9 protein-coding genes and 1 pseudogene are annotated in these 22,499 nt (G+C 68.9%); 8 read left to right on the top strand and 2 right to left on the bottom strand.

Annotated features, from left to right (window positions below; all coding sequences use genetic code 11):
- The 4 genes and pseudogenes from QH195_RS31350 to QH195_RS31335 form a co-directional block, all read left to right on the top strand.
- Positions 1-322 (top strand): annotated as a pseudogene (locus QH195_RS31350) (hypothetical protein); the annotation flags it as partial.
- Between the two features lie 31 nt (positions 323-353).
- Entirely contained in the window at positions 354-1,523 is a 1,170-nt protein-coding gene (locus QH195_RS31345; RefSeq protein WP_280438035.1) for a sensor histidine kinase, read from the top strand.
- Positions 1,524-1,550: 27 nt separating this feature from the next.
- A complete protein-coding gene (locus QH195_RS31340; protein ID WP_280438034.1) occupies positions 1,551-2,210 on the top strand; it encodes a response regulator transcription factor in 660 nt (219 codons plus the stop codon).
- A gap of 64 nt (positions 2,211-2,274) precedes the next feature.
- Positions 2,275-2,796: an FxsA family protein gene (locus QH195_RS31335; RefSeq protein WP_280438033.1), complete on the top strand. Its 522-nt coding sequence runs from the start codon at positions 2,275-2,277 to the stop codon at positions 2,794-2,796.
- Positions 2,797-2,861: 65 nt separating this feature from the next.
- Here QH195_RS31335 and QH195_RS31330 read toward each other — a convergent pair whose 3' ends face one another.
- A complete protein-coding gene (locus tag QH195_RS31330) occupies positions 2,862-3,470 on the bottom strand; it encodes a PadR family transcriptional regulator (RefSeq protein WP_280438032.1) in 609 nt (202 codons plus the stop codon).
- A 102-nt stretch (positions 3,471-3,572) separates the two neighbouring features.
- Here QH195_RS31330 and QH195_RS31325 point away from each other — a divergent pair, with 102 nt between their 5' ends.
- On the top strand, positions 3,573-4,301 hold the full coding sequence (locus QH195_RS31325) for a glyoxalase (RefSeq protein ID WP_280424182.1): 729 nt from the start codon (positions 3,573-3,575) through the stop codon (positions 4,299-4,301).
- Between the two features lie 35 nt (positions 4,302-4,336).
- Here QH195_RS31325 and QH195_RS31320 read toward each other — a convergent pair whose 3' ends face one another.
- Positions 4,337-4,735 carry a PPOX class F420-dependent oxidoreductase gene (locus QH195_RS31320; protein WP_280438031.1) on the bottom strand — a complete coding sequence of 133 codons (399 nt, stop codon included), beginning with the start codon at positions 4,733-4,735 and terminating at the stop codon, positions 4,337-4,339.
- 85 nt (positions 4,736-4,820) lie between these two features.
- On the opposite strand from QH195_RS31320, the gene QH195_RS31315 reads away from it, so the two are divergent.
- From QH195_RS31315 to QH195_RS31305, 3 genes are all read left to right on the top strand, one after another.
- Positions 4,821-6,419: an amidohydrolase gene (locus QH195_RS31315; protein ID WP_280438030.1), complete on the top strand. Its 1,599-nt coding sequence runs from the start codon at positions 4,821-4,823 to the stop codon at positions 6,417-6,419.
- 577 nt (positions 6,420-6,996) lie between these two features.
- Positions 6,997-8,574 carry an apolipoprotein N-acyltransferase gene (lnt, locus tag QH195_RS31310; RefSeq protein ID WP_280438036.1) on the top strand — a complete coding sequence of 526 codons (1,578 nt, stop codon included), beginning with the start codon at positions 6,997-6,999 and terminating at the stop codon, positions 8,572-8,574.
- A gap of 375 nt (positions 8,575-8,949) precedes the next feature.
- A complete protein-coding gene (locus QH195_RS31305) occupies positions 8,950-22,455 on the top strand; it encodes a non-ribosomal peptide synthetase (protein ID WP_280438029.1) in 13,506 nt (4,501 codons plus the stop codon).
- Positions 22,456-22,499: the final 44 nt, after the last annotated feature.

The following is a 22,499-nucleotide window of genomic DNA, read 5'->3' as shown; positions in this document are numbered from 1 at the left end:
GCTCGCGCCCCGGTTACAGCGTTTCTCGCTGGCCTCGATCGGGAACCAGCCCCAGTCCTGGAAACTCGCGGCCCCGGGTTCGCTCGACGGCCTCGTCTACATGGGCAGCCTCAGCGACGACAACCCCCGGACGGCGGCGGGTGCAGCGGCTCGTTTCCCGTCGGCTAACCCGGCCGGGGCGTCGCGGCAGCAGGGAAATCGGATGGACACGGATACGGCCGGGCTGTCCACCCCGCCGATACCGCTTGTGCGGGGCGGGAGTCGGCGCCGAGATCTGCCGGCAGGTGGTCGGCCGGGCCCTGTCGTGAGGTGGCTGCGGTGATCTGCCCGGCTCCCGGCTCTAGGCTTGTCGGGTGCGCCGGTTCAGTCTGTGGCTTCGAGGCAAACCTGTCGTCGCCGATTCCACGCTCGCACTGCTACTGCTGATCCTCGATCTGGTGATCGCCCGCGACAGCACGAACCCGGCCGCGTTCCTGGTGTTCTCGCTGCTGCTCCCACTGCCGATCGCTCTGCGGCGGGTCTATCCGCGGGCGATGGCGGTGACCTTCATGGTGCTCTCGTTCTGCACCAGCACCATCGGTTTCATCGTCGGCGACCCCACAGTGCACGCCGCGCTGCTGGGACACGGGATCATGCTGTACACACTGGTGGCGTATGTGGGTCGCCGCGTCGGCTTCTGGTACGCACTCGCTCTCGTCGCCGATACCGCCTACGGGGTGGCGGTGGTGACCGGATTCAAACTCAGCGATCTGGCATTCGTCGGAATCTACTTCGCCTTCTGCTGGGTACTGGCCGAGTTCGCCGGCGCCCGGCGCGCCTATGACGCCGAGGTGGCGGCCCGGCACGCCGTCGCCGAATCCGAGCGGGAGCGCCGCGCACACGACGCGGTCTCGGCCGAGCGCACCCGGATCGCCCGCGAGCTGCACGATGTGGTCGCACACGCGGTGAGCGTGATGATCGTCCAGGCCGACGGCGCCCGCTACGCGCTTCGCACCGCCCCGGACACCACCGAACAGGCCCTGGTCACAATCGCCGGCACCGGGCGCGAGGCCTTACGCGAGCTGCGCCGCACCGTGGCGCTGCTGCGTACCGAACACGCACCCGACCAGGTGCCCCAGCACGGTACGGCGGGCCTGGCCAAGGTGGCACAGCTCATGCGCGATGCAGGACTGGCCGTGGAGCTGGAGTTGTCCGGTGAGCTGGACGATCTGGCCCCCGAGGTCGGGCTGGGCGTACACCGCATCGTGCAGGAAGCGCTGACCAACACCCTCCGGCATGCCGGTGCCCATCCGAAGGCGTGGGTCCGGGTGCACCGGCACACCTGCGATGTCGAGATCGAGGTCACCGATTCCGGCGGGGTGCCGGTGCACCCGGAGACTCGGATCCAGGGCAGTGGCCTGGGATTGGCCGGGATGCGGGAACGGATGGCGGTGCTCGGCGGCAGCCTGGAGGCCGGCCGGACCCCGGACGGGGCATGGCGGGTGCACGCCCGGATCCCGCTGTCCGCACCGGATGCGGAATAACGGGCTCTCCCCACTACATTGGTGTCCGTGCCGATCACCGTGCTCGTTGTCGACGACCAGGAACTGATGCGTGTCGGCCTGAAGATGGTGCTCGGCGCCCACCCCGATCTGGAAGTGGTCGGCGAGGCAGAGAACGGCGCCACCGCCATTACCCGGGCCGCCGAACTGAAACCGGATATCGTGCTCATGGACGTCCGGATGCCGGTGGTCGACGGTGTCACCGCTACCGGCCGGATCCTCGAGGCCGGGCACGGCACACGGGTGCTGGTGATGACGACATTCGACCTCGACGAGCACGCATTGGGTGCGCTGCGGGCCGGGGCCAGCGGATTCCTGCTCAAAGACACTCCGCCCGAAGACCTGATCTCCGCCATCCGCAGTGTCGCGGCCGGGGATGCGGTGGTTTCGCCGAAGGTCACCAAACGCCTGCTCGACCGCCTGATCGCCGAACAACCCGCGCCTTCCCGCGATCCCGCGGTCCTCGACGTCCTCACCGCGCGGGAACGTGAAGTACTGGAAGAAATTGCCGCGGGCCGGTCGAACGCCGAAATCGCGGGCCGGTTGTTCCTGTCCGAGGCGACCGTCAAAACCCATGTCGGCCGGGTGCTGACCAAACTCGACCTGCGCGACCGCGTCCAGGCAGTTGTGCTCGCCTACGAAACCGGGCTGGTCCGCCCCGGCGGTTGATCGGTCCGGGAGCAAAACGGACATCTCGTGCGTTGTACGGGTAGTCCGACCGAAAGGTTCGCCCATGCCCGTCCTCGCCTTCATCGCCTATCTCGTCGTCGAGATCGCCACCTTCGCCGTCGCCGTCTCCTGGCTCGGCGCGGTGCCGGCGATCCTGCTGCTCATCGCCAGCTCCGCCGCGGGCATGCTGCTGCTCGGCTCCCAGTGGCGGCGAGTGGGTGAACAGTTCCGTCGCGCCTCCCGCGCGGAGATCACCCCGGGCGCCGCGGTTGCCGATGGGGCGTTGGTGGCGCTCGGTAGCGTGCTGATGTTCGTCCCGGGCCTGGTCACCTCGGTCCTGGGCCTGCTCATGCTGCTCCCGCCCACGCGCGCGCTGTTCCGTCCGGTGCTCGCCGCGCTGGCCGCGCGCCGGGTCGAGAAGATCGCCGCGACCATGCCGCGGCAGTCGGTGACGGTCGTGGACGCCGATATCGTCGACGGCGTCGTGGTGGACGAGTGGTACACCGACGAGCCCCCGCGGTCGGCGATCGCGCTGGAGAAGCGGGTGGTGTCCGCCGAGGGGTTCGATCCCGGCCGCCCCGGCTGACCTGCCTAGCCGGGGTCTCCAGCCAGTGCCGGCACGGGCTGTCTCGTCGAGTCGGCCGGTCGGCGTTATCGACCACCCGCTGTGTGCGTGTGATCAGGGTCCGGGTCGGGCGTTTCCCGATCCCGATCGTCGGCCAGCCGGTACTCGCCGCGTTCGAGTCGGTCGAGCACACCCGAGGTCCATCCGGTGAGATTGGCGAAGACTCCGCTCCACAGCTCCAGGAGATCGGGGAAATGCGGAGGTTCGTGACGGCCGGGGAAATCGGTGACCATGGCGAGCAGGTCCGTGCGGATGGCCTCGCTACGACTGCGTTGTTCCCGGAGTTTCGCGATCACCTCGGCGCGGGGGAGTGCCTCCATGAAGGCGATGCCGGCGCCGAGTTCCTCCATATCGGCACTGGTGAGCGCGGTGCCGAGGCGTTCGAAGAATTCGGTTTCGCCCTCCGGGGTCAGCTCGAAGAGAGTTCGCCCCGGGCCGCGGCTACCGCCTTCGGTACCCAAGGTGCGCAGTTTGCCTTCCTGGGTGAGCTGTTTGACGGCGTGGTAGATGGAGCCCGGCTGCACGTTGGTCCACGTGTCCGCCCGCCAGGACAGGAGTTCGCGGCGTACCGCGTAGCCGTGGGTCGGCTGTTGCCGCCGCGTCACCCCGAGGACCAGTAGCCGTACCGCCGACATCGGACTCCTTCCGTCACCGGAACAGTACGGTAGTCAAATTTGACGACTGGACGCGCCGCCACTACCTTTTGGGTAGTCAAAATTGAGTATTGGAGGATTCTCATGGGCGATACCGCGGTCCCCGTACTGTCCACCCACGATCTGGCTCGCACGCTGGAGTTCTGGCGCACGCTCGGCTACACGGTCACGCACGAACAGCACAAGCCCTATGTCTACGGGGCGTTGCGGGCACACGACTGCGAGATCCACTACTACGCAGCGCCGGCCACCGGGCACGACCGGCAGGCACAGGAAACAGCCGGATGCCTGATCATGGTCGACGATGTGGCCGGCCGGCACCGGGATTTCACCGCGGCGCTACGGGACCGGTACGGGAAGGTCCCGGCGAAAGGGTTCGGACGGATCACCCGATTCCGGCCGGGACAGACTCGGTTCAGCACGGTCGACCCGGACGGGAACTGGATCACCTACATCCAGGTGGGTGAGACGGAGGACGTCGAATACGGCGGCTCGGCCGAGCTTTCCGGTCTGGCGAAAGTTCTCGACAACGCCCGAATCCTGCGGGACTTCAAGGTCGATCACCAAGCTGCGGAACGGGCTCTGGAGGCCGGCCTGCGCCGCCATGGCGCCGAAGCGAGCCGGATCGAGCGGGCTCGGGCATATGCGGCACTGGCCGAACTGGCTGTGGCACTGGAGAATCCGGCCAAAGCCGAAGCGCGGCGCGCTGATCTGGAGCAGATGCAACTCTCCGAATCCGAGCGAACCGAACTCGCCACCGAATTCGACGCCGCCGACGACCTCGCCACCTGGCTGGACCCAGACGCGGGGTGAGCCCGGTCCGGTGATCGGCCCAGCTGTCGACTCGGTTACTCGGCGGACGAATCCACCCGCACGGTGAGCTCGATGCCGACCGTGCCCGATTTCCCCCGGCGCAGCGTGCTGCCCAGCACGACCAGCAGCCCCGAAAAGCGGTATTTGCGGCGGATCAACTTACGCACATGCTCGCTGCCGGAAGCATCCAGGATGCGGCCGGTGCCGTGAACCGCCTCACCGTGGGGTTTCCCCTTGTAATCGCAGGGCTGCACCGTGACCTCGGGGTTGCGCCGCAATCGTTTGACCTTCCACGAATCGGTGACGGTCCAGACGTAAAGTTTGCCTTCCTCGGCCACTGCCCACAGCGGGGTCGGCACGGGTGTGCCGTCCTTGCGGAAGGTGGTGAGCAGAACATAGTCGGCGGTGCCGACCGCACCGAGCGTGTTGGTCATGTACGCAGGGTAATTGGACGAGCGGCCGAGTGCGGGGCGCGACCGGTCGCACGGTGCGCGGACGGGTGCGGCAGACTGGTCCACCGTGAGTACGCAGCTGCTGGTCGGAGGTCGGATCTACAGTGCGAGCGCACCCGATGCCACGGCGCTCGCGGTCACCGACGGGGTGGTGGTGTGGCTGGGCGCCGATCATGTGGGACGGGCTCTGCACCCCGATGCCGAGGTGATCGACCTCGACGGCGCACTGGTGACCCCGGCGTTCGTCGAATCGCACCTGCACACCACCGCGTACGGACTGCAACGGTCGGGGCTCGACCTGTCCGAAGCGAACTCGCTGGCGCAGTGCCTGGAACTGGTGGCGAAGTTCGCCGCGGACGGGCCCGGCGGGGTGATACTTGCCGACGGCTGGGACGAAACGCGCTGGCCGGAAGGCCGGCCGCCGACGGTCGCCGAGATCGATGCCGCTGTCCCGCGCGGGCGCCCGGTGTATCTGGCCCGGGTCGACAGTCATTCGGCGGTGGCTTCCTCGGCGTTGCTCGATACGGTTCCGGGGCTGGGGAACGCGTTCGGATATCGGGCGGGCGAACCGGTCCGCGCGGACGCCCACCATCTGGTGCGAGCGGCGGCCCGGGCCCTGCTCACCCGGGAGCAACGTGATGCCGCGCGGCGGACGGCACTGGATATCGCGGCCGCGCGCGGGGTCGTCGCGGTACACGAATGCGCGGGACCCGATATAGAAGGGGAAACCGATCTGCGGGAGCTGCTCGCCTTCGAGCACGGTGTGCAGGTGCGGGCGTACTGGGGGCAGGCAGTCCGGACCGCGGGCCAGGCCCGTGAAATGCTGCACGATCTCGGCGCGCACGGGCTGGCCGGTGACCTGTTCGTCGACGGTTCCCTGGGATCGCATACCGCGTGGTTGCGTGACCCCTATTCGGACGCGCCGGGGACCGGCGTCTCCTACCTGGATGCTGCGCAGATCGCCGACCACGTGCGTGCGTGCACCGAAAACGGTGTGCAGGCCGGGTTCCACGCGATCGGTGATGCCGCCGTGGACGCGGTTGTCGCCGGTATCGGGCAGGTCGTCGCGGAACTCGGTGGTCCCGCCGTCGCAGCCTGCGGACACCGCGTCGAACACGCCGAGCTGCTCGACAGTGCCCAGATCGAGTCCCTCGCCCGCTGGGGAGTCATCGCCAGCGTGCAGCCGGCGTTCGACCGTGAATGGGGCGGGACCGACGGTATGTACGCCGAACGTCTGGGTGCCACCCGCGCCGCGGCGCTGAACCCGTTCGCCGCCATGGCCGCGGCGGGGGTATCGCTGGCCATCGGCTCCGACGCGCCGGTCACGGCATTGGAGCCGTGGGCGGCAATCCGGGCCGCCGTTCACCACCGCACTCCGGGCCACGGACTCTCGCCCCGCGCGGCCTTCGCCGCGGCGACGCGGGGAGCCTGGCGGGCCGGCGGAGTCCGTGACGGTATAGCCGGCACTCTCGTGCCCGGCGCACCCGCCTCGTACGCGGTCTGGGAAGCCGACGAGCTCGTGGTCGCCGCCCCCGCGGATTCCGTGCAACGGTGGTCCACCGATCCGCGCTCCCGGGTGCCCGGCCTGCCGCCGCTGGACCCCGAAGCCGAACTACCGCGCTGCCTGCGCACCGTACACCGCGGTCTCACGATCTACGCCGCATGATGCAGCCCGCGCCGAGGACGGACGATCGTGTCACCTCTCGAAATCGGCGCGGGGTTTGCATCGGACCTGTCTCGTCTCGACCGGCATCCACACGGACGGTCGGAGACCGAACATCCGGGACGGTGCGGAGGCCGAGCGCTGCGCACCGACGCGGCGAACGCGGTACCGGTGTGGAATGGCACCGCTCGGCGAGCCCGAACGCATTCGGGCCACCGCCGCAGTGACGGGAACGGGTCCCACGGATTCCGGGCCGCGGTGCGCGGCGTGCGAGGACATTCATTTCGGAGGGCGGTGTGCTGCCGGGGAGGCGGTGGGCAAGTGGTGACCCCGCCGGACTGCGCGAATTCCGCCGCTCCGGTGCTGCTCGTGGTCGCGGTTCGCCGCACTGCGGAAGCCTCGCTCGCGCAAGGTTCGTCCCCGGGGCGGGTGGGTTGGGGCACACGGGCCCTGGGGTGGCCGCGGCACCGGGGCCGTGGAACGACAGGATATGGGTGTGGAACAGGGTGTCAGGACGGCGAACGGGTGGTCGGAACGGCTGGGCGGGTACTCCGGGCGGCTGGGCCGGTATCCCGCGGTGATGCGGTCGCTCGCCGCGGTGGTGTCGGGGTTCTTGCTGTTCGGCAGCTTCCCGCCGCGGCCGTGGTGGTTCCTCGCACCTCTGGGGATCGCGCTGTTGACGCTGGTACTGCGTGGTGGGACCGGGTTGCGGTCCGGATTCGGTTACGGCTTCCTGGCCGGTCTCGCCTTCTTCCTCCCGCTGCTGCCGTGGACGGGTATCTACGTGGGACCGGTGCCGTGGATCGCCCTGTCGACCGCGTGTGCGGTGTATATGGGTCTGTTCGGGGTCCTGGCCCGGTTGCTCGGCCGGTTCCCCGGCTGGCCCGTATGGCTCGCGCTGGCCTGGACCGCGGCGGAATGGGGTAGGTCGAGTTTCCCGTTCGGCGGGTTCCCCTGGGGCCGGCTGGCGTTCGGTCAGGCGGACGGGTGGTTTCTACCGCTGGCGATGCTGGGCGGCGCGCCGCTGGTGAGTTTCGCGGTCGCGCTCAGTGGTACCTGCGCCGTGGCAGTCCTCCTGGCGGTCCGTCGCGAACTCCCCGGTGCCCATGAGTCGAATGGAACGCCCGAAACTGTGGCGCGCGGACGCGTGGCCGGCCCGATCGCCGCCGCACTGGCATGCCTGCTGCTCCCGGTCGCGGGCCTCGGCGTGCGCGCGGCGCTTCCGGCGCCGATGGCGGGGGACAGCACCCTGACGGTCGCGGCGATCCAGGGCAGCGTGCCGCGCCTGGGCCTGGACTTCAACGCTCAGCGGCGGGCAGTGCTCGACAATCACGTCCGGCGGACCGAACAGCTTGCCGATGAGGTGGCTTCCGGTCGGTTTCCGGCACCGGATGTGGTCGTGTGGCCCGAAAATTCCTCCGATATCGACCCGTTGCGCAATCCCGACGCCGCCGCGCTCATCTCCGAGGCCGCACATCGCATCTCGGCACCCATTCTGGTGGGCGCGGTGCTGGTGAACGGTGACCGCACCACGACGAATTCGGTAATGGTCTGGACCGGAGAAGGCGGTCCGGGGGAGCGGCACGACAAAAAAATAGTACAGCCTTTCGGTGAATACCTGCCGATGCGCGGTTTCTTCCGGCTCTTTTCCGACTATGCCGACCGGGCCGGCTACTTCGTCCCGGGTAACGGTGACGGAACAATTCGGACTTCAGGTACGGAAATCGGGATAGCAACCTGTTACGAAGTAGCTTTCGATCGGGCTTTCCGGGATTCGCTGCAGTCCGGTGCGCAATTGCTGGCGGTGCCGACGAATAATGCGACTTTCGGTGACAGTGAAATGACCTACCAGCAACTTGCGATGTCCAGGGTGCGGGCGGTGGAGCACGGGCGGTCCCTGGTCGTTGCCGCGACCTCGGGTGTCAGCGCGATCATCGCCGCCGACGGGAGCATCCGGCAGGAAAGTGCGTTGTTCGTGCCGGAAGCGCTGGTCGCGGAGGTCCCGCTGCGTACCTCGACCACTCCGGCGACGGCTCTCGGGCCGTGGCCGGAATTGGCCGTCGTACTCGTGACAGTGGTGGGTGTCGTGGTCGCACTGGTTCGCCGGCGGGCGGATCGGCGGAGTGCGGACGGACTGGACGCAACCGTTCGCTCCTGACTGCCAGGCGGTGTTCGCCGCCCCCGGCAGCGGGTTTGCCGGAACTTCGCCGACCATCGATGCAGTAACTACTAGTGGCCGGTTTATTTTTTGCCCACGGAGGGTAAACAGACTCGCCCCCAGTGCGTAGTATCTAGGCAACGCCCGGGTCGCCGGGTAAGAAGTGAGGCAGAATTCCGCCTCGAAGTGAATGACTGCGCCGGAATTCGGACATCGTGGTCCGAACGCTGTTCCGGCTCCAGGTAACCATTCGGTTTCGACTGCCAATCCATTCAAGGTGACGCTCCGAATAACCAGTCGTGAATCACACCCACGACCGGTATCGGTCGGCCGTGGGCTGTTCGGGGAGTGTCGAGCTGTAGAACGGAGTGATTGATGAGATCGTCGGCCACCGGGGTCGATAACAGTTCGTCGGCAGAGCTTTCGGCCGAACCTTTTCCGCTCACACCGGCGCAGACCGCGATGTGGTACGCCCAGCGGATTCAGCCGGAGATCCCTCTCATCATCGCCGAATACGTGGAGTTCCACGGTGATCTGGACCCGGGCCTGCTGTTGTACGCGATCGAACGCTTCGGCGTGGAAACCGAGGTGGTACTGCAGCGCATCGTGCAGGTGGACGGCGTACCGCACCAGGTACTCGATCCCACCTCGCGCCCCGGCTGGGCCCGGCTGGACCTGCGTGACGAGCCCGATCCGCATGCCGCGGCGTTGCGCTGGATGCACGACGATTCCCGCACGCCGATCGACATAGACCACGATCCGCTGGTGTTCAACGCCATCCTGCGTACGGGGGAACGCGATTACATCTGGTACTCCCGCGCCCACCACATTCTTCTCGACGGCTATGCCGCCATGAACGCGCTGATCCGTACCTCCGAGATCTACACCGCCTACGCGGAAGGCCGTGAACCGTCGGTATCGCGGGCGACGCCGCTGGCCGAGTTGTACGCCGGCGAGATCGACTATCGGAATTCGCCGCGCCGTGCCACCGACGGTGCGTACTGGAAGGACGTGCTCGACGGGGTCGGCGAAGTCGTCAGCCTCTCCACCGTGACCAATGCGCCGGCCACGGCGATCGCGGGGCGCCGGCTGGCAACCGGTGTCCTGAGCGAGGAGACGGAGGCCGCGATCGCCGCCGCCGCCGAACAGCGCGATTCCTCGAATCCGGTGCTGTTCGCCGCCGCGATGGCCTGCTATGTGCGGGCGATGACCGGGCAGAACGATGTGGTGCTGAGCCTGCCGGTGTCGGCGCGCACGACGGTGTCGCTGCGCCGCTCGGCCGGGGTCGTATCCAATGTGGTGCCGCTGCGGATCCGGTTCGAACCCGAGACCACCCTCGACGATGTGGTGCGTGCCGTCGGCAGCCAGATCACCGGAGCGCTGCGCCATCAGCGCTATCGGCACGACGATATCCGCCGCGATTGCGGTTACGACCGCGATACCCGCGGATTCTTCGGCCCGATGATCAACATCATGCTCTTCGCGCGGCCGCTGCGGTTCGCCGACCTCGACGTCTCCGTGCACGTTCTGGCGACGGGGCCGGTCGAGGATCTTTCGGTCAACCTCTACAACAGCGACGGGGACGGGATCCATCTCGATTTCGAGGCCAACCCGCAGCTCTACAGTGAGGCGGAAGTCGCGGCCCACCGGCGGCGCTACCTGGACTTCCTGAATCGTTTCCTGGCCGGCGATCGGGATACCCCCGTGCGGGAGCTGACCGCGCTCACCGAGACCGAACATCGGCAGGTCCTGCATACCTGGAACGACACTGCCACCGAGGTGGAACCGGCCACGCTGGCAAGTGTTTTCGCCGATCGCGCGGCGCGCACCCCGGATGCGGAGGCCGTGCGATTCGAGGGCACGGCGCTGACCTACCGGGAACTCGACGCCCGCGCGAACAGGCTGGCGCGGCTGCTGATCGACGAGGGAGCGGGCCCGGAACAGGTGGTGGCTCTGTGCCTGCGCCGCAGTCTCGACCTGGTGGTCGCGATGTATGCCGTGATCAAGTCGGGCGCTGCCTACCTGCCGTTGGACCCCGAACATCCGGTCCAGCGGCTGGAAAAGATCGTCCATCGGGCCCGGCCCGTCGCGCTGCTGGCCGCGGCCCGCGACGGCCTCGCCCTGCCCGGCATCATCGCGGCGATCACCGTCGATACGGTCGACCTGTCCGAGCGGGACCCGGCGCCGATCACCGACAGCGACCGGACCGTACCGCTGCGCGGCGATCATCTCGCCTATCTGCTCTACACCTCCGGGTCGACCGGGACCCCGAAAGGCGTCGGCGTCACCCACCGCGCGATCGTGAACCGGTTGCGCTGGATGCAGCACGAATACCCGCTCGATCACACCGATACGGTGCTGCAGAAGACCCCGGCGACCTTCGACGTCTCGGTCTGGGAGTTCTTCTGGCCTTTGCAGACCGGAGCCCGGCTGGTGGTGGCCCGGCCGGACGGTCACCGGGATCCCGCCTATCTGGCCCGGCTCATCCGCGACGAACAGGTCACCACGGCACATTTCGTACCGTCCATGCTCTCGGTCTTCGTCACCGATACCGAGGTTGGCGACTGTGGCACGCTGCGCCGTGTCTTCTGCAGCGGGGAGGCGTTGCCGCCCGCGACCGTTCGTGACTTCCGGGCGGCGTTGCCCGGCCCGCAGCTGCACAACCTGTACGGTCCCACGGAGGCCGCGGTCGACGTGACCTACTGGGAGTGCCCGCCGGATCCGGACGTCGTCCCGATCGGTTCACCGGTGTGGAACACCCGGACCTATGTGCTCGACCAGGCGTTGCGCCCGGTCGCTCCCGGTGCGGTGGGCGAACTGTATCTGTCCGGTGTGCAGCTGGCCCGCGGGTATCTCGGGCAGGCCCCGCTGACCGCCGAACGGTTCGTCGCCGACCCCTTCCATGCCGGGGAGCGGATGTACCGGACCGGAGATCTGGCACGCTGGCAGCTCGCGGAGGCGGATACGCGCCGCGGCGTCCTGGAATACCTGGGGCGCACCGATTTCCAGGTGAAGATCCGGGGTCTGCGGATCGAGCTCGGCGAAATCGAGGCGGCGCTGCTGGACGACGAGCGGATCGCGCGCGCGGTCTGCATCACCCACGCGACCCCGGCGGGCGATCAGCTGGCCGCCTATGTGGTGGTCCGCGGTGACGAGACGCTCGATACCGCGGAGCTGCGGGCCCGGCTGGCGCGCACGCTACCGGGATATATGGTGCCCGCGACGGTGACCCCGCTACCCGAACTACCGCTCAACAGCAACGGCAAGATCGATCGGTCCGCACTGCCGGCGCCCGGACCCACCGGCGACCGCGTGCGGACCGCGCCGCGCACGGAGGTCGAAGAGGTACTGGCCGCGACCTTCGCCGAACTGCTCGGTGTACCGGAGGTCGGTATCGAGGACGGTTTCTTCGAACTGGGCGGTAATTCGCTGGTGGCCGCGCGGGCGGTCGCGCGGATCAATACCGCGCTGGGGACCGCCCTGACGATTCGCGACCTGTTCGAAGCCGGCAGTATCGCCGCGCTCACCGAACGGTTCACCGTGCGCGAACCGGATCTCACCTCCCCGCGACTCGTTCCGGTGCACCGCCCCGAACGCATTCCGCTCTCCCCGGCGCAGCAGCGGCTGTGGATTCTCAACCGGTTCGCCGAACACGCCGCCGCCTACAACATGCCGCTGGCCGTGCAGCTGGACGGCAACCTCGATATCGATGTGCTGCGCGCCGGTCTGCGTGATGTGCTCGAGCGGCACGAAAGCCTGCGCACCACCTTCCCCGACCTGGGTGCGGGCCCGCAGCAGCTGGTGCACGCGCTGGCGGAGGTACCGCTGACGCTCGAGCCGGTGGAGGTCGCCGCCGGCGGAGTCCGGGAACTGGCCGCCGAATTCGTCACGCGGCCCTTCGACCTGCGCACGGAGTTCCCGTTCCGGGTCGGGCTGTATTCCGTCGACACCGACTGCCATGTGCTGGTGCTGGTGCTGCACCATATTTGCGGCGACGGCTGGTCGGTGGCGCCACTGGTCCGCGACCTCACCGTGGCGGTCACCGCCCGCGCCGCGGGCCGGGAGCCCGGTTGGACCCCGCTGCCGGTGCAATACGCCGATTTCGCGCTGTGGCAGCGGGAGCTGCTCGGCGAGGAATCCGATCCGGCCAGCGCCCTGAGCCGCCAGATCACCCACTGGCGCGCCGAACTCGCCGGCCTGCCGGATCAACTCGACCTCCCGCTCGACCGGCCGCGGCCGGCGTACCGATCCACGGAGGGCGGCCGGGTCGCGTTCACCATCCCGGCCGGTACCCGCCGCGCGGCAGCGGAGCTGGCGGCCACCCGCGGTGCGAGCATGTTCATGGTGGTTCATGCCGCATTGGCGGCACTGCTGTCCCGGATCTGCGGCAGTACCGATATCGTCATCGGCACGCCGATAGCGGGCCGCAGCGATCCCGCGCTGGACGAGCTGGTCGGGATGTTCGTCAACACCCTGGTCCTGCGTACCGAGGTCGACCCTGCCGCCGATTTCGACCGGATGCTCGATATCGTGCGGGAAACCGATCTCAATGCCTTCGCCAACGCCGATGTGCCGTTCGAGCGGCTGGTGGAGGTGGTGAATCCGGAGCGTTCCGGCGCGCGCCATCCGCTGTTCCAGGTGATGCTGTCCTACGACAATGCCGGTGAATACGATCTGAACCTGCCCGGGGTGCGCACCGAGATCCTGGCGCTGGACGCAGATATCGCGAAATTCGACCTCCAGCTGGAGGTACACGACGACAACTCCGGTGGTGAGCTGCACGCCGAAATCGGCTACGCCACCGATGTGTTCGACGAGCGGACCGTGCAGTCGATCGCACGGCGGTTCGTCGCGGTACTCGATGCCGCGGTGGCCGCGCCGCGGCGGCCGGTCGGCGATATCGATGTCCTGGACCGGCGCGAATACGGCAATCTCGTACCGCTGGCCGGTGGTCCGGCGGAACCGCCGGTTTCGCTGGCCGAACTTCTCGGCCGGTCCGCGGTCCGTGACCCGGACGGTGTCGCGGTGCGCTTCCGCGGCCGCGATACCACCTACCGGGAGCTGGACGAGCGGGCGAATCGCCTGGCCCGGTTGCTGATCGAGCAGGGGGCGGGCCCGGAAACCGTCGTCGCCCTCGCACTGCCCCGGGGGCTGGACGCGATCACCGCGATCTGGGCGGTCGCCAAAACCGGCGCGGCGTATGTGCCGGTCGATCCGGGATACCCGCGCGACCGGATCGCGCATATGCTCACCGATTCCGGTGCGCTGCTGGGGGTCACCGGCCCGGAACAGCTCGACGTGGTGTCGCAGCGGTCCGGCGCCGTCCGGAAGTGGTTGGTGCTCGGCGATCCGCACCTGGAATCCGCCTGCGCCACAGTGTCGTCCGCGCCGGTGACGGACGCGGACCGGATCCGGCCGGTGCGTACCATCCACCCGGCCTACCTGATCTACACCTCCGGATCCACCGGCACGCCGAAGGCCGTGGTCGTCACCCATGGCGGGCTGGCCTCGTTCGCCGCGGAACAGTGCTACCTGTTCGGGGTCACCCCGGCCGCACGCACACTTCATTTCTCCTCACCCAGTTTCGACGCGTCGGTGCTGGAACTGCTGCTCGGCTTCGCCTGCGGGGCGACCGTCGTGATCGCGCCCCCGGAGATCTACGGCGGTAGCGAACTCGCCGGCTTCCTGCAGGTCGAACGGGTCACCCATGCGTTCGTCACGCCCGCCGCGCTGGCCACCGTCGATCCGGCCGGTCTGGACCGGCTGCAGACGGTCATGGTGGGCGGCGAGGCCTGCGGGCCCGAATTGGTGGCCACCTGGGCCGACCGGTACCGCATGCACAATATGTACGGTCCGTCCGAGGCCACCGTCGCCGCCACCATGTCCGGCCCCATGCGTCCGGACCGTCCGGTACCGCTCGGCCATCCGGTACGCGGTATGCGGCTTTTCGTCCTCGATTCCCGATTGCGTCCGGTACCTCCCGGCACCCCCGGCGAGCTGTATCTGTCCGGCCCTGGTGTGGCCCGCGGATATCACGGGCGGTACGCGCTCACCGCCGCCCGCTTCCCGGCCAACCCCTACGGCCGCCGCGGCGAACGGATGTACCGCACCGGTGATCTGGTCGTGGCCGACCGCTCCGGCCGGCTGCGGTTCCTGGGCCGCGCGGACGATCAGGTGAAACTGCGTGGCTTCCGGATCGAACTGTCCGAGATCGACCACGTCCTGCGTACCCACCCCGGGGTGCGCCGCGCGCTGACCGTGGTGCATACGGATCCGCAGGGGCGGCAACGTCTCGCGGCCTATATCGTCGCGGATTCAGGCATCGACCCGGCCGGGGTGCGGGCGACGGTGCGCGGCCGGTTGCCCGGCTATATGGTCCCCGATGCCGTCACTGTGCTGCCGGAATTCCCCACCGCCCCTTCGGGCAAGCTCGACCGCAAGGCGCTGCCGGAACCGGTCTTCGCCGGTCCCACCGCGACCTCACGGCCGCCGGCAACCGATATCGAGCGGCGGGTTGCCGAGGTGTTCGCCGAAGTGCTGGGCCGGGAGGTCACCGGCGTGGACGACGGTTTCTTCGATCTCGGCGGCAATTCACTGCTGGCCACCCGGCTGGTGGGCGGTCTGTACGACCGTTTCGGGGTGGATCTGCCGGTGCGGACCATTTTCGATGCCCCGACCGTGGCCGCCCTGGCCGAACACGTCACCCGCACTCCGGTGACGGTCCGCGTCCCGCTGACCGCCCGCGATCCGCGGCCCGAACGCCTTCCGCTGTCGCTGCCACAGCAGCGGCTGTGGTTCCTCAATCGCTTCGCCCCCGAATCCAGCGCCTACAACATCGCCTTCGTACTCGATATCCACGGCGCCCTCGATGTGGCGGCGTTGCGTTCGGCGTTCGGCGATATCGTCGAGCGGCACGAGGTGTTGCGCACCGCCTACCCCGATGACGGAAACGGTGCCCAGCAGCGGATCCTGCCGGTCACCTGGGCGCTGCCCACCCTGGAAGTCCGGGATACCGATCCGGCCGGTGCCACCGCGGCCCTGCACGAGGCGGCGACCACCGGTTTCGATCTCACCACCGGTGCCCCGCTGCGCGCGACTCTGCTGCGGATCGGTGCGAACCGGTACCGGCTGGGAGTGGTGGTGCACCATATCGCCGCCGACGGCTGGTCGCTGGGACCGCTCACCCGCGACCTCGCCCTCGCCTACCAGGCCCGTTCTGCCGGCGCCGGGCCCGAGTGGCGCCCGCTCGAGGTGCAGTACGCCGACTTCGGCCTGTGGCAGCGGGAACATCTCGGTGCCGCAACCGATCCGGACAGCCTCGCCGCCCGGCAACTCGGCTACTGGCGTGATCGGCTCGCCGGACTGCCCGAGGAACTGCCCCTGCCCTACGACCGGCCTCGTCCGGCCGAACCACAGCAGACCGCGGGCACGGTGCGATACACGATCCCGGCACCGATGCGGCAGGCACTCGCCGAACTCGCCCGCACCCAGGGCGTGAGCCCGTTCATGCTGCTGCGGTCGGCGCTCGCCGTGCTGCTGCGTTCGGTGACCGGTGGCCGCGATATCGCCATCGGCACCCCGGTCGCCGGGCGTACCGATCGGCGGCTCGACGAGCTGGTCGGCATGTTCGTCAACACCCTGGTGTTGCGTTCCGACGTCGACCCGGCCGGATCGTTCACCGATTTGCTGCGGGCCGACCGGGATACCGAACTCGCCGCCCTCGCCCACGCCGATATCCCCTTCGAACAGGTGGTTTCGGCGCTGGGCAACGATCCGCGCGCCACCGGCCGGCATCCGCTGTTCCAGGTCGCGCTGACCGTGCAGGACACCCCGGTGCCGACGCTGGAGCTGCCCGGTCTTGCGGTGGACGCGGCGGCGCTCGATATCGCCCGCGCCAAATTCGACCTCGAACTCAAGGCCGGCGATCTGGAAGCCGGTGAACTCGAATTCGTCTACGCCGACGAACTGTTCGATGCGGCCACGGTGCACACCCTGGCCGATCGGTTCCTGCGTGTGCTGGCGGCCGTGGCCGCACGACCCGATATCGCGGTGGGCGATATCGATACGCGCACCGATTCCGAACGCGCCACCCACAGCCCCGCACGCGGTCCCGTGCCCGGGATCCCGCGCACCTTGGCGGGTCTGTTCGCCTCGACCGTCCTCGCCCACAGCGCCCGCCCGGCGCTCTTCGCCGAGGACACCGTACTCACGTACGCCGAACTGGACCGCCGGGCCAACCGGCTGGCGCGGGCGCTGATCCGGCGTGGCCTGGGTGCGGGCGACCGGGTCGCGCTGGGGCTCACCCGGTCCGCCGATTCGGTCACCGCCATGCTGGCGATCGCCAAATCCGGGGCCGCGTTCGTTCCGGTGGATCCGAACTATCCCGTCGAACGGGTCGCGCATATGCTCGCCGATTCCGGCTGCACCGTCGGTATCAGCCGCGCGGGGCATGCGGAGACACTGCGCGCCGCGGGTGGCGACCATATCGATTGGCTGCTGCTCGACACTCCGGCCGGGCGGCGGGAAACCGGCGTCCCGGCCGATCCGGTCACCGATGCCGACCGGGTCCGCCCGGTGCGGGTCACCGATCCGGCCTACCTGATCTACACCTCCGGGTCCACGGGTAAACCCAAGGGCGTCACCGCCACCCACGGCTCGCTCGCCGATCTCGCCGACGAGTTCCGGGACCGGCTGGCCATCCACCCGGGCGCGCGAACGCTGCATTTCTCGTCGCCGAGTTTCGACGCCGCGGTCCTGGACCTGCTGCTCGCCATCGGTCCCGGTGCCGCCATGGTGATCGTCCCGCCCGAGGTGTACGGCGGCGACGAACTGGCCGAACTCATGACCCGCGCCGAGGTGACGCATACCTTCATCACCCCGGCCGCGCTCGCCACCATCGACCCGGACCGGTGGCCGCTGCCGCGGCTGCGCGGCCTGATGGTGGGCGGCGAACACGTCGGCCCCGAACTGGTGGCGCGCTGGGCGCCGGGCCGGCGGATGTTCAACGCCTACGGGCCCACCGAAACCACCGTCGTGGTCTCGGTGACCCCGGTGGCGCCGGAACGTCCCGCCGGCCTGGCCTCGCTGATCCGCGGGGTACGGGCGGTGGTCCTCGACGAACGCCTGCGTCCTGTGCCCACCGGTGTCCCCGGTGAGCTGTATATCGGCGGACCCGGGCTGGCCCAGGGCTATCACGAACGGTTCGGCCTCACCGCGGCACGGTTCGTCGCCGACCCGTACGGGCCCGCCGGGGCCCGGATGTACCGCACCGGTGATGTGGTCCGCTGGACCACCGATGGTGACCTGCGTTATCTGGGCCGCAGCGACAACCAGGTGAAGATGCGTGGGTTCCGGATCGAGCTCGGTGAGATCACCGGCGCGCTCGCCGCCCATCCGGCCGTGCATTTCGCCCATACCGAGGTGCGCCGGGTGGCCGGGGTGGATCGACTGGTGGCCTATGTGCATCCGGCCGATACCGGACATCGGCCCGAACCCGAGGAATTGCGCGAATATCTGGCGCAGCGGCTGCCCCGGCATATGGTGCCGACCGCGTTCACCCTGCTGGACGAGATCCCGCTGACCCCGGTCGGCAAACTGGATATCGCCGCGCTGCCCGAACCGCAGGCACTGCCCACCGGATCCGCCGGGCGGGCCCCGCAGACCGCCACCGAACGCTTGGTCGCTGACGTCATGGGCGAACTCGTGGACGCCCCCGTCACCGATACCGGCGATAATTTCTTCGAGATCGGCGGCAACTCACTGCTGGCGACCCAGCTGGTGGGGCGGCTGGAGGCGGCCACGGGGGTGCGGCTGGCGGTGCGTTCGGTATTCACCGCGCCCACCGTCGCGGAATTGGCGGCCCGGCTCGACGGCGAGAACGCCGGCGAGAGCGGACCCGCGCTGCAACGCCGGGAGCGCCCGGCACGGATTCCGCTGTCCGCGGCCCAGCAGCGGCTGTGGTTCCTCAACCGGTTCGGTGGTTCCGATCCGGCGGCAACCCCCGGTGCGTACAACGTTCCGGTGGTGCTGCGATTGCGCGGTCCGCTCGACCGGACAGCCCTGGCGACCGCCCTGCACACGGTGCAGCAGCAGCACGAAACCTTGCGCACGGTGTTCCCGGAGATCGACGGGGAACCTGTCCAGCTGGTCCGCGAGCTCCCCGGCGCCGCGGTCGAACTGCAGACCCCGGCAACCGAAGGCGACCCGCGTCCCGCTGTCGAGCGATTCATCGCTCCGGGCTTCGACCTGTCCACCCAGATCCCCTTGCGGGCAGGACTGTTCGTCGTCGCGCCGGACGATCACATCCTGGTTCTCGTCGTACATCACATCGCGATGGACGGCTGGTCGCTGGAACCGCTGGCCGCCGATGTGGCGGAGGCGTACCGGACGGTGCGCCTCGGTGCCGAGCCGCGTCCCGATACCGAGGCGCTGCAGTACATCGACTACACGCTGTGGCAGCGGGAACTGCTCGGTGCCGAGGACGACCCGAACTCGGTGATCACCGGTCAGCTCGCGTACTGGCGCGATGCGCTCGACGGGCTGCCCGAACTCCTCGCCGTACCCGCCGACCGGCCCCGTCCGCCGGTTCCGTCCTACCGCGGCGGCACCGTGGAGGAACGGCTCGACGCCCGTGCCCACCGGGACCTGCGCGAACTCGCGGCCCGCCACAACGTGAGCGTGTTCATGGTGCTGCACGCCGCACTGGCGGTCCTGCTGCACCGCCTCACCGGCTCCGGCGATATCGCCGTCGGTACTCCGGTCGCGGGCCGCGGTCGTCCCGAGCTCGACCGGATGATCGGTATGTTCGTCAACACCCTGGTGTTGCGGACCCCGGTCGATTCCGGCCGGCAGTTCACCGAACTGCTCGATACGGTGCGGGAAGCCGATCTCGACGCCTTCGCGCACGCCGAGTTGCCGTTCGAACGGCTCGTCGAGGTACTGAATCCGGTGCGGTCGCAATCGCATCACCCGCTTTTCCAGGTGATGTTGTCGGTCCGCGACGAGCCGGTGCGCGCACTCGAGCTGCCGGGCCTGAGTATCGAGGCGTTGGATATCGACGCGGGTATCGCGAAATTCGATCTCCAGTTCACGCTCACCGAATGCCGGGGCGAGGATCGGTCACCGGACGGTATAGCCGTCGCGGTCAACTACAGCGCGGACCTGTTCGACGAACCGACCGCGGCCCGGCTCGGCCGCCGCCTCGTCCGGCTGCTCGCCGCGATCGCGGCCGATCCGGCCGTGGTGATCGGCGATCTGGAGTTGCTGGAACCGGCGGAATGGTCGGCGCTGGCCCCGCTGTGCCGGGCCGATTCGGACCAGCCCGTCACCCTGCCGGAGGTCTTCGCGGCGGCGGCGTCGGTCGACCGGCGGGCGGTCGCGCTGGCCGCGGCGGGTGTGGAGGTCACCTACGACGCTCTCGACCGCTGGAGCAACCGGCTGGCGCGGGTTCTCATCGGTTACGGTGTCGGTCCGGAAACGCTGGTAGCGCTGGGTATTCCGCGAACCGTGGAATCGGTGGCGACGGTGCTGGCGGTGACCAAGACCGGTGCGGCATTCGTTCCGGTCGACCCCGGCTATCCGGCTGCCCGGATCAGCCATATGCTCACCGATTCCGGTGCCGCACTGGGGCTCACACTCGCCGAGTATCGGCCGCAACTCGTGGGCGAAGTCCAGTGGCTGGCGCTCGACGATCCCGATTTCCGGGAAGAGGTGCTGGACGCGTCCAGCGCACCGGTCGCCGACGCGGAACGGAACGGCCCGCTGCGGATGGACAACCCGGCCTACGTCATCTACACCTCCGGGTCCACCGGTACGCCGAAGGGCGTGGTCGTCACCCATCGGGGTCTGTCGAACTTCGCGGCGGAAACCGCGCAGCGGTTCGACGTCCGGCCCGACAGCCGTATCCTGCATTTCGCGACGCCGAGTTTCGACGCCGCCATGCTGGATCTGCTGTTCGCCCTCGGCGGCGCCGCCACCCTGGTGCTGACCCCGCCCGGTGTGGTGGGTGGAACGGAACTGGCCCGGGTCCTGATCGCCGAACGCATCACCCATGCCTTCATCACCACGGCCGCCCTGGCCACCGTGGATCCGACCGGTATCACCGATTTCCAGCATGTGCTGGTGGGCGGTGAGGCGCTGCCGGCCGAGGTCGTGGCCCGCTGGGCGCCGGGCCGTAACCTGCACAATGTCTACGGTCCCACCGAGACCACCATCGTCACGGTGGTTTCGGCACCGCTGGTGCCGGCGGGTCCGATCCCGATCGGGGAACCGATCCGCGGGGTGGCCGCGATGGTGCTGGATTCCCGGCTGCGACCGGCCCCGCTCGGCGTCACCGGTGAGTTGTATCTCGCCGGCGGCGCGCTGGCCCGCGGCTATCACGACCGCCCCGGTCTCACCGCGCAGCGGTTCGTCGCCAACCCCTTCGGGAAGCCGGGCGAACGGATGTACCGCACCGGTGATCTGGTCCGGATCCGGACCGGTGCCGAGGGCGGCCCCGGCGATATCGAGTACGTCGGCCGGACCGACCACCAGGTGAAAATTCGCGGATTCCGGATCGAACTGGGCGAAATAGACGCCGCCCTGAGCCGGCATCCGGCGGTGGAGTTCTCGTATACCGCCGGGCATCGCACCCCGGCGGGTGCCACCGCGCTGGTGTCGTATGTGAAGGCCGCACCGGGCACCACCGCGGCCGAACTGACCGCGCACCTGTCCGAATTCGTACCCAACTACATGGTTCCGCAGTCGATCATGCTGATCGATCGGCTGCCGCTCACCCCGGTGGGCAAACTCGATCGGGCGGCCTTGCCCGAGCCGGTGTTCTCCGCGGTCGAGGGATACCGGGCCCCCGCGAACCCCATCGAAGCCGACCTGTGCGAGATCTTCGCCGATGTGCTCGAAGTCGAACGGGTCGGCACCGCGGACGGATTCTTCGAATTGGGCGGCAACTCCCTGCTCGCCACGAAGGTCGTCGCCCAGGCGCGCGATGCCGGACTCGACCTGCCGATGCAACTGCTGTTCGGTGAATCGACCCCGGCTGCCCTGGCCGCCCGGCTCGGCGACGGCACCGCGAGCGCTGCGATGGATCTCGCGCTGGCACCGCTGCTGCCGCTGCGACCCGATTCCGGATCGGGCCGTGCCCCGCTGTTCTGTATCCATCCGGCCATCGGGTTGTCCTGGTGCTACGCCGGACTGCTCGCCGAACTGCCCGCCGATCAGCCGGTATATGGACTGCAGGCGCCGCAGGCGGCGGGCGAACCCGGGTTCGGGTCGATCGCCGAGGTCGCCGAGCACTATCTGACCCATATCCGGTCGGTGCAGCCGCACGGGCCCTACCAGCTGCTCGGCTGGTCGCTGGGCGGTCTCATCGCACACGAGATCGCTGTCCGGCTGCAGGCACAGGGCGAGGAAGTCGCCTCGTTGACCATGCTGGACAGCTACCGGCTCTCCGACGATCTGGCCGAACACGCGATGCCGACGATCACCGAGATCCTCGGCGAATTCGGTGGCGACCTCATGGTCGACGGCGCGGAGCCGACCCTGGCCGAGGCCGCCGAAATGCTGCGCTCGCGGCCGGGACCGTTCGCGGCGCTCACCCTCGAACATCTGGAACGGCTCTACGCCGGCTACGCAGACGGCACGGTGCAGGCCAACGGGTTCCGGCCCGGCGTATTCGACGGCGACCTGCTGTTCTTCGCCGCCGCCACCGATCCGGTGAACCGGGCCGCACCGGACCGCCACCCCGGCGCGTGGCAGCAATACGTCACCGGAGCGGTGACAGCCCACGACATCGAATGCACTCACGCGGAGATGACCACGGCGCAATCCCTCGCGGTGATCGGACCCGTACTGCGCGAACACCTCCGCGCGCACCTGCGCACATAACCGTGCGCGCGGAGAACGCGCCCCCAGCCCGGTACCGAAACGAA

The sequence above is a fragment of the Nocardia carnea genome (genome assembly GCF_029868855.1).
In the GTDB taxonomy this organism is placed as follows: Bacteria; Actinomycetota; Actinomycetes; order Mycobacteriales; family Mycobacteriaceae; genus Nocardia; species Nocardia carnea_A.
The sequence above is the reverse complement of the archived record's forward strand: the minus strand, read 5'-3'. Positions and strand labels throughout refer to the sequence as shown.